The sequence below is a fragment of the Caballeronia fortuita genome (assembly GCF_001544835.2).
Classification (GTDB): Bacteria; Pseudomonadota; Gammaproteobacteria; order Burkholderiales; family Burkholderiaceae; genus Caballeronia; species Caballeronia fortuita.
The window spans coordinates 65,559-79,092 of record NZ_FCNX02000004.1 but is presented as its reverse complement, the minus strand read 5'-3'; the positions used below and the strand labels follow the sequence as shown (position 1 = coordinate 79,092).

General features: G+C 62.7%; 10 protein-coding genes. 5 read left to right on the top strand and 5 right to left on the bottom strand.

What is annotated here, in order from left to right:
• Positions 1-40: 40 nt before the first annotated feature.
• The 3 genes from xsc to AWB77_RS09395 all read right to left on the bottom strand — a co-directional run bounded on the left by xsc (position 41) and on the right by AWB77_RS09395 (position 3,815).
• Positions 41-1,807, bottom strand: a complete 1,767-nt coding sequence (gene xsc / locus AWB77_RS09405) for a sulfoacetaldehyde acetyltransferase (RefSeq protein ID WP_374728684.1) — start codon at positions 1,805-1,807, stop codon at positions 41-43.
• Between the two features lie 290 nt (positions 1,808-2,097).
• Positions 2,098-2,946 (bottom strand): IclR family transcriptional regulator, encoded by an 849-nt coding sequence (locus AWB77_RS09400; RefSeq protein ID WP_061134168.1) that lies wholly within the window; start codon positions 2,944-2,946, stop codon positions 2,098-2,100.
• Positions 2,947-3,062: 116 nt separating this feature from the next.
• Complete coding sequence (locus AWB77_RS09395; protein ID WP_061134433.1) at positions 3,063-3,815, bottom strand: IclR family transcriptional regulator; 753 nt, start codon at positions 3,813-3,815, stop codon at positions 3,063-3,065.
• Between the two features lie 150 nt (positions 3,816-3,965).
• On the opposite strand from AWB77_RS09395, the gene AWB77_RS09390 reads away from it, so the two are divergent.
• The 5 genes from AWB77_RS09390 to AWB77_RS09370 all read left to right on the top strand — a co-directional run bounded on the left by AWB77_RS09390 (position 3,966) and on the right by AWB77_RS09370 (position 10,178).
• Positions 3,966-4,952 carry an AAA family ATPase gene (locus AWB77_RS09390; RefSeq protein ID WP_082852625.1) on the top strand — a complete coding sequence of 329 codons (987 nt, stop codon included), beginning with the start codon at positions 3,966-3,968 and terminating at the stop codon, positions 4,950-4,952.
• Positions 4,949-6,685 carry a cobaltochelatase CobT-related protein gene (locus AWB77_RS09385; RefSeq protein WP_061134167.1) on the top strand — a complete coding sequence of 579 codons (1,737 nt, stop codon included), beginning with the start codon at positions 4,949-4,951 and terminating at the stop codon, positions 6,683-6,685. Before AWB77_RS09390 ends, AWB77_RS09385 begins: the two co-directional genes overlap by 4 nt.
• Positions 6,686-6,797: 112 nt before the next feature.
• A complete protein-coding gene (locus tag AWB77_RS09380) occupies positions 6,798-8,231 on the top strand; it encodes an NAD(P)/FAD-dependent oxidoreductase (RefSeq protein ID WP_061134166.1) in 1,434 nt (477 codons plus the stop codon).
• Between the two features lie 33 nt (positions 8,232-8,264).
• Positions 8,265-8,654 carry a nuclear transport factor 2 family protein gene (locus tag AWB77_RS09375; protein ID WP_061134165.1) on the top strand — a complete coding sequence of 130 codons (390 nt, stop codon included), beginning with the start codon at positions 8,265-8,267 and terminating at the stop codon, positions 8,652-8,654.
• Positions 8,655-8,738: 84 nt separating this feature from the next.
• Positions 8,739-10,178 (top strand): amino acid permease, encoded by a 1,440-nt coding sequence (locus tag AWB77_RS09370; RefSeq protein WP_061134164.1) that lies wholly within the window; start codon positions 8,739-8,741, stop codon positions 10,176-10,178.
• Positions 10,179-10,180: 2 nt separating this feature from the next.
• Here the strand turns inward: AWB77_RS09370 and tssH are convergent, their stop codons facing one another.
• Positions 10,181-12,838, bottom strand: coding sequence for a type VI secretion system ATPase TssH (gene tssH / locus AWB77_RS09365; RefSeq protein WP_061134163.1), 2,658 nt, complete (start codon positions 12,836-12,838; stop codon positions 10,181-10,183).
• Between the two features lie 127 nt (positions 12,839-12,965).
• Positions 12,966-13,451, bottom strand: a complete 486-nt coding sequence (locus tag AWB77_RS09360) for an Hcp family type VI secretion system effector (protein WP_061134162.1) — start codon at positions 13,449-13,451, stop codon at positions 12,966-12,968.
• Between the last annotated feature and the right edge of the window lie 83 nt (positions 13,452-13,534).

Sequence of the window (13,534 nt, the reverse complement as noted above, 5' to 3'; positions counted from 1 at the left end):
AAGAAAACGCCGCCCAGGGACGGGCGGCGTGACGAAGGACTCAGACGTAGTCCTTGTACTTGTCCAGCATGCGCACCGGCTTTGAGAGCGCATCGCGGCGGAACGGATCGCCGAGCTCACGGGTGCACATGATCTCGATGATGGTCGTCTTGCCATGATTCATCTGGAGATCGATGGCCTTCTTGAGCGCCGGTCCCACGTCTTCCAGCTTGTCGACCACGATGCCTTCCGCGCCCATCGCCTTCGCGATCTCCGCGAAGCTCTGATTGTCGAGCTCGCCCGCGACGAAGCGGCGGTTATAGAAGTCCACCTGATTCTTCTTCTCCGCGCCCCATTGACGGTTATGGAACACGACGGCCGTCACCGGAATGTTATGGCGCACGCACGTCATGGTTTCCATCAGGCTCATGCCCCACGCGCCATCGCCGGCATACGAAACGGCCGGGCGATGCGGTGCCGCGACCTTCGCGCCGATGATCGTCGGGAACGCATAGCCGCAGTTGCCCCAGCTCATCGCCGCGAAGAAGCTGCGCGGCTTGTTGAAGCGCAGATAGCTGTTCGCGACCGAATTGATATTGCCGATATCCGTGGACACCATCACGTCATCCGGCATCGCCTTCTCGAGTTCGCGCAACACCTGACGCGGATGCAGATATTGACCGCCGCTGAACGGTTTCTCGCTCTTCTGCTCTTCGATCATGTCGAGGCTGTACGCATCGCGTTCGTGCGTCCAGTCGTCGAGTTCTTTCTCCCACGCGGCCTTTTCAGCGGCGATGGTCTCCGCGCGCGCATCCTTCGTTGCATCGCAATCGAGCTTGCGATCGGCAAGCCGTTGCGTGAGCGCGATGGCCGTCGCTTTCGCATCGCCGCAAATGCCGACGGAAATCTTCTTCACGAGGCCGAGCATCTTGTGATCCGCATCGATCTGGATGACCTTCGCTTCCTTCGGCCAGTAGTCGAGGCCATGCTGCGGCAACGTGCCGAACGGCCCGAGACGCGAGCCGAGCGCGATGACGACATCGGCCTGACTGAGCAGCTTCATCGCGGCCTTCGATCCTTGATAACCGAGCGGGCCGCACCACAACGGATGATTCGCGGGGAACGAGTCGTTATGCAGATAGCTGTTGACGACCGGCGCGCCCAGACGTTCGGCGAGCGCCTTGCATTCCTCGATGGCGTCGGACATCACCACGCCGCCGCCCGAGATGATGACCGGGAATTTCGCTTGCGCGAGCAGGTCGGCCGCTTCGTTCAGGCTCTGATCGCCGCCCGGGCCGCGATCGAGACGCTGCGGCTTCGGGATTTCGACCTTCACCTGACCGTAGAAGTAGTCGCGCGGAATGTTGAGCTGCGTCGGTCCCATCTCCGACATCGCGCGGTCGAAGCAGCGCGCCGTGAACTCGGCCATGCGCGCGGGATGCGTGACGTGCCCCTGATACTTCGTGAACTCCTGGAACATCGGCAGTTGCTTCGCTTCCTGAAAGCCGCCGAGGCCGATACCCATGGTGCCCGCTTCCGGCGTGACGATCACGACCGGGCTATGCGCCCAGTAAGCCGCCGCGATGGCCGTCACGGCATTGCTGATGCCCGGGCCGTTCTGGCCGATAACGACGCCGTGCCGGCCCGACACGCGCGAATAACCGTCGGCCATGTGGCCCGCGCCTTGTTCATGCACCACGGGAATCAGACGGATGCCGGCGGGCGCGAAGATGTCCATCGCGTCCATGAATGCCGAGCCCATGATGCCGAACATCTCGGTCACGCCATTGGCGGCGAGCGTTTCGACGAATGCTTCGGACGGGGTCATCGCCTGCGGACCGCTCGCGGCAGCACCGGTGGCGGCGAGGGTGGTCTGGGAAGGACGGGCTTGGTCGTGCTCGCTCATGAGTGTCTCCGATGTGAATAAAACGGAACGATGGGTTCCGAAATATGAATATTTGACACATCGTAGGACGGGACGACCCCGTCGTCAACATGTTTCTTAAGTAAACGGAATGATGCGTCTCTAAAAATATCGACGCGGTTCATGCGCGAACGGCCTTTTACCCTTGGAGCCTCGTGCTGCGGGCTCCGGCGGAATTGGAGCGAACCAGGGAACTAGCGCGCGGCCGGGCGATGACGCCCCATGAGCGTTAGCCCATCGGACGTATCGATGAGCGATGCGAGCCTGACCGCGGTCTCGCGCAATTGCGGCACGGCCTGCAGAAGATCGTTGAGATTCGCGCGCGCGGTCGGCGCATGCGCGGCGAGGCACGCGAGCGCGCGCCCGCTCGCAGCGTCGGTGATGGGCACCGCGACCGCGACCATGCCGAGCACGAACTCTTCGTTGTCGATGCCGATACCGCGCGCCGCGAGCCGATCGAGTTCGGCTTCGAGCAACGACTGATCGGTCAACGTGCGATGCGTTCTCTTCGTGAGCGAGAGGCGGCCGAGGATCTGTCTGCGCTCGGCGAGCGGCATCTGCGAGAGAAACAGCTTGCCGCTCGCGGTGCAATGCAAGGGCACGCGCATGCCGGCCTGCATGTGCAGACGCAGCGGCTCCGCTGTTTCGACGCGTTCTATGTACAGAACCGTGTCGCCGTCGAGCGCGGTGAGATTGCAACTTTCGCCGATCACGTCGACGAGCGAACGCAGGATTGAACGGCAGGCGCGCGTGAACGAGTTGTTCGCGAGCGTGGCGAGCGCGAGTTGCGCGGCGCGTGGCCCGAGCGCGATACCGCGATCGGTGCCGCGCGAATCGGGCATGTGCGTGACATAGCCTTGCGCTTCCAGCGAATCGATCAGCCGGAGCAGTGTCGCTTTGGGGATGCGCAGGCGCGCGGCGAGTTGCGACAGCGTATAGGCGTGGCCCGCCGCAGCCAGTTGTTCGAGCACGGCAAGCGGACGCAGCGTCCGCGTTTCATCGCCGGCATGCTCGGCGGGATCGAGATGAGTGACGTCGCGCATGAACCAGAAACGGAACGGTTGGTTTCGGATTCGGTCACTTTACGCCGATGATCGCGTCCCTGCGTGATAATTTTCGGAACGCGCGGTTGCGTTTTACTGCGCCGAGGGTGTGCGGTTCAGAACGTCCGTCCCAGTTCCACCGCGGCTTCCTTCAGGCGCGGCACCATTTCGATCGCGTGCGAAAGCGGCGTGCGGGAGACCGGTGCGTGAACCGCGATGGCCGCGATGCAGGTGCCGTGCGCGTCGGCGATCGGCGCGGCGGCGCACACGATGCCCTGCACGAACTCCTCGTTGTCGATCGCCACGCCTTTCTTCGCGATGCGGTCGAGCTCGGCTTCGAGCATCTCCGTATCGGTGATCGTGTTGGCGGTGTAGCGCTCGAGTTTCATCGCGCGCACGAGCGCATTGCGTTCCGCGCGCGGCTGCAAGGCGAGCAGCAGTTTGCCGCTCGCGCTGCACCATACGGGCACGTGCGAGCCGGGCTTGAGGTCCAGCCGCAGCGGCCACGGCGCTTCCACGCGATCGAGATACAGGACTTCGTTCTCGTGCAGCATCGTGAGGTTGCAGGTTTCGCCCAGATCGGAAACGAGCCGCGTGAGAATCGCGTGACGCAAGCGCCGCGCGCCTGCGTGCGTCATGACATTGAGACCCAGTTGCGCGAGGCGCGGGCCAACGACATACGCGTTCTTGTCGCCCGGTTCGCGGATGACGAGTCCGCCCGTTTCGAGCGACGCCAGCATGCGGTGCAACGAAGGCTTCGGCATGCCCATGTCGTCGGCCATATCCGTCAGCGACACCGGCGTGCCTGCCTGGACGAGATATTCCAGCAGCGCGAAGGCGCGCAGCGTGGGCGTGTCGGGCTTGTCCATCGGCATGATTTCCATGAATTCGTTCTGCATTATTTTAATTGAGGCGCCTGTTTCGGCCCCCTAGTCCGTATAGACAAAAATAAACGAAATGAATTGTTCCGGAAAAAATTTGTTGATATGCTGAAGCCTTCGTTACGAGGGCAGAGCGACATGATGCGCGACACATGGTTGGACGAGCCGGATCGGAAAGTGTCGGTGCGCGCGCTTTTCGGAATCGATACGGACTTGCAGGTGCCCGCATTCGGCACGCGCGATCCGCACGTTCCGGAAATCGACGACGCGTATCGCTTCAATCCCGAGGTTACGCTGGCGATCCTCGCCGGCTTTGCGTTCAACCGGCGCGTGATGGTGCAGGGTCTCCACGGCACGGGCAAGTCGACGCACATCGAGCAGGTCGCGGCGCGGCTGAACTGGCCGTGCATGCGCGTGAATCTCGATGGCCACGTGAGCCGGCTCGATCTCGTCGGCAAGGACGCGATCGTCGTGCGCGACGACATGCAGATCACCGAGTTCCAGGAAGGGATCGTGCCGTGGGCGCTGCAACGTCCGGTCGCGCTCGTGTTCGACGAATACGACGCCGGCCGGCCCGATGTGATGTTCGTGATTCAGCGTATTCTGGAACGCAACGGCAACTTCACGCTGCTCGACCAGAATCGCGTGATCCAGCCGCATCGTTTCTTTCGCCTGTTCGCGACGACGAACACGATCGGCCTCGGCAATCTCAACGGCATGTATCACGGCACGCAGATGCTGAACCATGCGCAGGTCGATCGATGGAATGTCGTCGCGACGCTCAACTATCTGTCGCGCGATGAAGAGGCTCGCATCGTGCTTGCGCGCGTGCCGAAACTCGATGACGACGCGGGCCGCGCGCTCGTGGATTCGATGGTGAGCATGGCCGGTCTCACGCGGCGCGGCTTCGAATCGGGCGACCTGTCGACGCTGATGTCGCCGCGCACCGTCATCAGCTGGGCCGAGAACTGCGAAGTGTTCCGCGATACGAAGCTCGCGCTGCGTCTCACTTTCCTGAACAAATGCGACGAAGCGGAACGGCCGATCGTCGCGGAATATTTTCAGCGTGCCTTCGGCGAAGAACTGGATACGCCATCGCAGTGGTACGACGAGTCGACGAGATGAACGGCTCGCGTGAACCCGCGCGACGCGACGCGCTGTGCGCCGCGGCCGTGCGCGCGCTGACGGGTGACGACGCGCTGCACTATCGCGGCGGTAAGCTGTATCGACACTTGCGGCCGGTGCCTGCGCACGCGCCGCATCTGCGGAGCGAGCACAGAGACGACGAGGACTTCGATTCGACACGCGGCGCGGCGGATGCATCCGCGCTGCGTATCGCGCATTCGGATGCGGCGCTGCATCGCGCGCTGGCACCCGGCGATGCCGTCGCGCGCATGGTCTTCGACATGCTCGAACAATTGCGTTGCGAAACGCGCGTGCCTTCGGGCATGCGAGGCGTGACGCGCAACGTGCGTCATCGCTTCGATACGTGGTCGCGCGCGTGTCACGCGTCGGGCCTGCTCGACAGCGATATCGGCCTGTTGATCTACACCGTCGCGCAGATGGCCGAGTCGCGGCTTTCGGGGCGTGCGGTGCTCGAAGAAACCGAAGGTCTCATCGAAGCGACGCGTGCCGCGCTCGCGCCATCGTTGGGTCATGCGCTCGCGGGTATGCGCCGTCATTGCGACGACCAGCGCGCCTACGCGGTACATGCGCTAGACATCGCGCTGCATATCGGCGAGCGCGTGCGCGATTTGCGTCAGGCGTTCGTCGAAAACAATGCATCGTCCGATGAGGACGATGAGGACGATGCAGCGCGCACCATGCTCGGCACATGGTTCGACATCGACGACGATGAAGGCGAAGTCGAACGGCTCGCGCTCGCGTCGAGCGGATCAAGCAGCGCGCGTGAGGCGTCGGGCGAGGACTATCGCGTGTTCACAGCGCGTTATGACAAGACCATTCGCCCGTCGACGTCGATTCGCGCCGCGTTGTTGCGCGAGTATCGCGAGCGCCTCGACGATCTTATCGCCGCGCGGCATATCAACGTGCCGCGTCTCGCGCGAATGCTTCAGGCATCGATTACCGTGCCGCATCGCGATGGCTGGTCGTTCGGCGAGGAGGACGGACGTATCGACGGACGCAGGCTCGCGCAAGTGGTGGCATCGCCCGATGAGCGGCGCGTCTTCAGGCGCGAGCGCGAGCGTCCGCGCGCGGATTGCGTGGTGAGTTTTCTCGTGGATTGTTCGGGGTCGATGAAGGCGAGCATCGAACCGGTCGCCGTGATGATCGACGTGCTCGTGCGTGCGCTCGGCATGGCGGGCGTCGCGACGGAGGTGCTCGGCTTCACGACGCTCGCGTGGAACGGCGGACGCGCGAAGATGGAATGGCTCGCGAAGGGCAGGCCGAAGCATCCGGGACGGCTCAACGAAGCCTGCAACATGATCTTCAAGGATGGCGACGCAAGCTGGCGCGCGGCGCGCGGCGACATTGCCGCGCTGTTCAAGGCCGATCTGTTCCGCGAAGGCATCGATGGCGAGGCGGTCGACTGGGCGTGCTCGCGGCTAACCGAGCGCGATGAGGCGCGACGCATGCTCGTCGTCATTTCCGATGGCAGCCCGATGGATAGCGCCACTGCGCAAGCCAATGATCCGAGCTATCTCGATCAGCACTTGCGCGAAGTTGTCGCGCGGCATGAGGCATCGCAAAGCACGGAAGTGCTTGGTCTGGGCGTCGGACTCGATCTGAGCCCGTACTATCGGCATCACTTCGCGGTCGATCTGTCCACGCCGCCCGATATGACCTTGTTTGCGAAGCTCGCGGCATGGCTCGGCGCGCGCCGCAGAAGCAGCACGTGACCCGCGCTAAGAGCAGACGAAATCGCTCCTGGCACTAACGAAGGCCCCGGCGTGGCTCTAAGCAAGACGGAAAGTTCGGTGCAGTATGAAGGTACTTTCCAAGGAGTTATCGGTGGCTACTCTCGACTACGTTGCACCGGCTTTCCGTGGCGCGTGCGCCCCATACGATCCGCTTTACGATCCACTCGTTTCGCCCATCGGCAAACAGGCGATGGACTACGCGCCGACCTACTGGGTCGCGACCGCGGGTGAGCCGCCCGACGACGATGGTCCCTTGCCCGGCGACGCCGATGTCGACGTGCTCATCGTCGGCTCGGGCTTCACGGGCCTTTCGACCGCGCTCTTTCTAGCGCGCGAACATGGCATCCGCGCGACCATCGTCGATGCGAACCGCACAGCGTGGGGCTGCACGAGCCGTAATGGCGGACAAGGGCAGAACGCGAGCGGGCGGCTGTATCGTTCGCAATGGATCGAACGCTGGGGCAAGCAGACGGCGCTCAGGCTCGATGCGGAGATCCGCGAGGGCTTCGACACGTTCAAGCAGTTGATCGGCGAATTCGCTTGCGATCCGCAGCCGGGCGGTCATCTCTACATCGCGCATCGCGCGCGCAAGATGGACTTTCTCGCGAACGAATGCCGCGTGATGCGCGATGTGTTCGGCTACGACGCCCGCATGCTGAGCGCGAAGGAAGTGGCGCAATCGTATGTCGATGACCGCGAGAATTGCGGCGCATTGCTGGAGCCCGATGGCATCGGCGTGCATCCGCTCAAGCTCGCGTTCGGCTACATGCGCATGGCGCGCTCGCTCGGCGTGAAGGTGCATACGAGCACCCCTGTGGTGAATGTCGAGACGATTCGCGGCGTGCATCACGTGCGCACGCCTCGCGGCGTGATCCGAGCGAAGGCGATCGCATTCGCGACCGGCGGCTATACGCGCAACGACATGCATCGCGCGCTGTCCGCGAAGATCATGCCGATTCTTTCGAACTCGCTCGTTACGCGGCCGCTCACGCAGGACGAACTCGCATCGACAAATTTTCTGTCGCGCCAGGTCATCACCGATACGCGCACGCTGCGCTTCTACTATCGCCTGCTGCCGGATAACCGCGTGCAGATCGGCAGCCGCAGCGCGATCACTGGCGCGGACGCGGCCAATCCCCGGCACATGGACGTGCTCATCGAAGGACTGCATCGCAAGTTTCCGTCGCTCAAGGGCATACGTATCGATTATTCGTGGTGGGGCTGGGTCGATGTCAGTCACGACATGATGCCGCGCGTCGCACAGCCCGATCCGCAGCAGAGCATCTTCTATGCGCTCGGTTATGGCGGCAACGGCGTGTCGTTCTCCGCACACGCGGGACGGCGCATGGCGGAGCGCGTCGCGGGCAAATGGCAGAAGAGCCGCGACGATCTGCCGATCTACGACTCCGCGCTCGAATATCCGAATGTGATGGGCATGGTGCGATGGAAAGGATTCGCGCCGTTTCGCCGTGTCGGTCAACGTTTTCTGTATCACAAGTATCTGGCGCAGGACGAGAGGCGCTGAAATTTTCCAGTAACGCACCGAGAACTTCGAGACATGAGCATTGAAACGAATCAGCAATACATTCGCCTCCTGGAGTCATTCAACGATGCATGGAATCGCCACGATATCGATGCATTGATGAATTGCATGGCGGATGAATGCGTCTTTCACGGCGTGGCCGGACCCGATGAATTGGGCCGCACGTTCAAGGGCCGCGACGAAGTGCGCAAGGGCTTCACGCTCGCGTGGGAGACCTTTCCGGATGCATCGTGGAACGACGGCGAGCACTTCGTGAGCGGCGAGCGCGGCGTGTCGGAGTCGACGTTTCGCGGCACCAAAGCGGACGGTTCGCGCATCGAGGCGCGCATGGTGGACGTCTTCACGTTCCGCGATGGCAAGATCGCCGTGAAGAATGCCTATCGCAAGGATCGTCCGGCGCTTTGACGCATCATTGAATGTGCGCCTCGACATCGCGGGCAACGCATCCGCGGGCGAGCGCCGAATCGACACGAGCAATCAGGAGACGACATGCAATCGAGCACAGAGCAAGGCGATCTCAAGTGCGGCCTCAAGCAGCGCCACATGACGATGATCGCGCTGGGCGGCGTCATAGGCGCCGGACTTTTCGTCGGTAGCGGTGTAGTGATCCAGCAGGCCGGGCCTGCCGCAATCCTTTCGTTTCTCATTACGGGCGGCCTCGTCGTTCTCGTCATGCGGATGCTAGGCGAGATGGCCTGCGCGATGCCAGCCGTCGGCTCGTTCTATGAATATGCGCGGCTCGCCTTCAGGACGCAGCGCGGGCCGGGCCGTCTCGCAGGCTTTCTGACGGGCTGGATGTACTGGTACTTCTGGGTCATCGTGATCGCGCTCGAAGCGGTCGCGGGCGCGAAGCTCGTGCAGTTCTGGATCCCTGATGTGCCCGCATGGATCATCAGTCTCGTGCTGCTCGTCGTGCTCACCCTGACCAACCTCATATCGGTCGGCAGCTATGGCGAATTCGAATTCTGGTTCTCGTCGATCAAGGTCGGCGCGATCATCGTGTTCCTGTTCCTCGGCGGTCTTTATGTATGCGGCTTGTGGCCCGCATCGATGCACACGACCGATGTCGCCGCGACCTTCCTCGGGCACGGCGGCTTCATGCCCAAAGGCATCGGACCGGTGATGACAGGCGCGGTCGCGGCAACGGGCTTCTACTTCGGCGCGGAGATCGTCACGATCGCGGCGGCTGAAGCGAAGGAGCCTGCCAAGGCCGTGGCGAAGGCGACCAACTCCGTCATTACGCGTGTGCTCGTGTTCTATGTCGGCTCGGTGGCGCTCGTCGTCGCGCTGGTGCCGTGGAATTCGCGTCAGATGGCCACGCCCTATGTGAGCGCGCTCGAAGTCATGGGCATGCCTGCCGCCGCCAACGTGATGAACGCGATCGTGCTGACCGCCGTGCTCTCCGCGCTCAATTCGGGGCTGTACGCGGCATCGCGCATGTTGTTCGCACTGACGCGTCACGGCGATGCGCCGCTTGGACTCGCGAAGGTCAACAAGCGCGGTGTGCCCACGCGTGCGATTCTGCTCGGCACGGTGTTCGGTTATGTGTCGGTGGTGATGTCGTATATATCGCCGGATACGGTCTTCGCTTTCCTGGTGAACTCGTACGGCACGGTGGCGATCTTCGTGTACCTGTTGATCGCGTTCTCCCAACTGCGTCTGCGTGGCCGCATGACGAGCTTCGAGGTGGGCGATCTGCGCGTGCGTATGTGGGGATTTCCCTATCTCACGTGGCTCGCGATCTTCGGAATGATGGCGATCCTCATCGCGATGGCCTTCATTCCCGATCAACGCAAGCCGCTATGGCTCGGCGTAGCGAGCCTCGGGATTCTGATCGTCGCGTATGCGGTGTTCAAGCGCGGCCGCAACGATGTCGAGACCGATGACGAAGCGCATTCGGCGCGGCATCTGCAAGCGGTCGAACGATAAGCTTAGAGAAGAGGGCCGGCCTCATCACGATCGATGAACTCAATCGTAAGATTCCCGTCCTCCGAATTCGCAAGGCGAATCCCGGCAGGCGCGGCGCCGTTCGCCATGCGCGTGAGCAGTTCGCGCGAGACGGTCGGCAGGATGTGCTGATCGAGGAACGCATCGATGTTGCGCGCGCCCGATTCACGCGACAGGCAGACTTCAGCAAGCGATGCGATCAGCGATTCATCGCAGACGAGCTTGACGTCATGCTGACGTTTCAGCCTGTCCGCGATTTTCGCGATCTTCAGACGTACGATGTTGCCGAGCGCATTTACATCGAGCGGACGATAAACCAGGGTCTGGAAACGTGCGAGCAGCGCGGGCTGGAAATGCTTCACGAGCGGATCGTGAATCGCATCGAGCAACGCGGCATGCGCGATGTCGGGCGTGTCCGTCGTCGCGGTATGAATCTCTTCGCTGCCGAGGTTCGACGTCATCAGGATCACGCAGTTGCGAAAGTCGATCTCGCGGCCTTCGCCGTCGCGCATCGAGCCGCGATCGAACACTTGATAGAACACGTCGAGCACGTCGCGGTGCGCTTTCTCCACTTCATCGAGTAGCACCACGCTATACGGGCGCTGACGCACTGCTTCGGTGAGGATGCCACCGCGTCCATAACCGACGTAACCCGGCGGCGAGCCCTTCAATTGCGATACCGTGTGCGCTTCCTGATACTCCGACATGTTGATCGTCGTGAGCGCGGCCTCGCCGCCGAAGAGCACGTCGGCGAGCGCGAGCGCCGTCTCCGTTTTACCGACGCCCGATGTGCCCGTCAGCAGGAACACGCCGAGTGGCGCGTGTTCGCTCTTGAGCCCCGCCTTCGCGGTGCGCAGACTTTGCGCGAGCATGCCGAGTGCATCGTCTTGTGCGACCACGCGCTTTTGCAACTGATCTTCGAGCGTCAGCAGATTCAACAATTCGTCCTCGACGAGATTGCCAACCGGCACGCCCGTCCACTCCGCGACCACGCGCGCGATGGCTTGCGCATCGACATCGGCGAAGATCAGCGGCGTCTTGCCTTGCGCATTGGCGAGCGCGTTGTTCGCGGCGGTGATGGCATCGGCGTCGGGCTTCGTCTTGCCGTCGCCGCGTCGTTCCAGCAGCGCGAGCACGAGCGGCAACTCGCGCTCATAGCGCGTCTGAATAGCCGCAAGCTCCTGATTCGCCTGTTTCAGCGCGGCGTCGAGCGCGTCCCGATGCGCGGATGGTTCGTCGATACCCGCACGTTCGTCGGCATCGATGCTCGCTCGTTCGAGTTCCAGTGCAGCCACGGCGGCGCGGGCGCGCTGCAACTCCGCGGGCGGCGTATCGAGACCCATGCGTACACGCGCGGCAGCGGTGTCGATCAAATCGACGGCCTTATCCGGCAACTGCCGCGCGGGAATGTAGCGACGCGACAGCCTGACGGCCGCAACGAGCGCTTCGTCGCGGATATGCACGTCGTGATGTTTCGCATAGTGCGATGCGAGGCCGCGCAGCATGAGGCAGGCGGTGTCGTCGTCCGGCTCTTCCACCTTCACCATCTGGAAGCGCCGCTCCAGCGCCGCATCGCGCTCGAAGTATTCCTTGTATTCCGTCCACGTCGTCGCGGCGATGGTGCGCAGTTCGCCGCGCGCGAGCGCAGGCTTCAGCAGATTGGCGGCATCGGAACCGCCCGCCGAATTGCCCGCACCGATGAGCGTGTGGGCTTCGTCGATGAAAAGCACGATCGGCGTCGCCGATGCCTTCACTTCATCGATCACGTTTTTCAGGCGCTGCTCGAACTCACCCTTCACGCCCGCGCCAGCCTGCAACAAGCCGAGATCGAGCGTGAGGATACGCACGCCGCGCAAGAGCGCGGGCACGCTGCCATCCGCGACGCGCAGCGCGAGACCTTCGACGAGCGCCGTCTTGCCGACGCCCGGCTCGCCCACGAGAATCGGGTTGTTCTTGCGGCGGCGCACGAGCACGTCGATCATCTGCTGGATCTCGCGATCGCGGCCGAATACCGGATCGATGTCGCCGCGCCGCGCCTTCTCCGTCAGATCGATGGCGAAGCGTTCCAGCGCCTCGCCTTCGGTCGAGCGTGCGGGTGTTTGTTTCAATGGCGCGTTCTCATCGGCAACGGGTGCGCTTTCATCGACATCGTCTTGCGGCTGCGTCGCGTTCTCGCACGATGCGCGGCCGAGACGCGGCACGAGCCTTTCGATCTGCGCGTCGGAGAGTGAGAAGAGGGGCCACGCGTCCTGCGTGCGCATCACGTGCGGCGCCGCGATGATGGCGCGCAGCAGATGCGCCGAGCGGATCGTGCCGTCGATATCCTCGCGCGATGCGAGATTCCACGCGTCCTGCAGCACGCTCGCGAGTTGAATAGACAGCGACGGCATGCCGCGCAGATTGCGCGGCGCACGTTCGATGGCTGCGAGCAACGCGTTCCAGATTGCATCGACATCGATTTCATAGTGACGCAGGATCGCGGGGATATCGCCTTCGTCTGCCTCGATCAGCTTCAGGAGCCAATGCTCGACGGTGATCTCGTCGGAAAGGCGCGTCTGGCACAGGCTCGCGGCCGCTTCGAGGGTGCGGGCGCAATGCGGGTTGAGCCGGCGAAGCAGATGAGTGGAGTCGCGCATTGTCATATGAAGTCCGTGACGAGGGAGATGAAAGAGAGCGTGCGGGGATTTTGGATATGCAGAAAAAAGACCAGCCCGCGGAACGGGCCGGCATCGGCGTCTCATGTGGTCATGAGACGCTCAGTCGAGTCGCTTACGCGCGCTCGTTCCACGTGTCCTTGTGGATGATGTTGCCGTCCTTGTACGACCAGGTGATCTGTTCGTAGCGCAGTTCGACTTCTTCCAGATGGTTGTGCTTCTCGAATTCCGGATTCTTGATGTCGAGCATCTTCGGACGCACGGCGACGACCTTGACGTTGTCGAGCTTGGTGTTGAAGTATTCCTTCTCCTTGCCCGCGTCGTCGATCTTGTACCACTTGATCTCGACGGACTTCAGCGTCTGGCCGCTCGTCACTGCCTTGTACAGATACGGCGACGAGGAATCGGTTTCCTTCGTCAGCGTGATCGGCGCGTGCACGCGCGTGCCGGTCAGCTTGCCGGTGTTGCCATCGGTCGGGATATGCACGCCGTGATCGAACGCGGTCAGCTCGACGCTGCCTTCGCGGCCTTGCACCGTGACGGAACCCTTGATGTCGGCGCCGCCGTCATCCTTGAGCCACATATATGCGGGAATTGCCATTTACTACTCCTCTTTGGTACTGCCAATCAATGCTCGAAAATTCGCTTTCCGAGCGACAAGATCCCGGAGAGAGAACTCCGGGG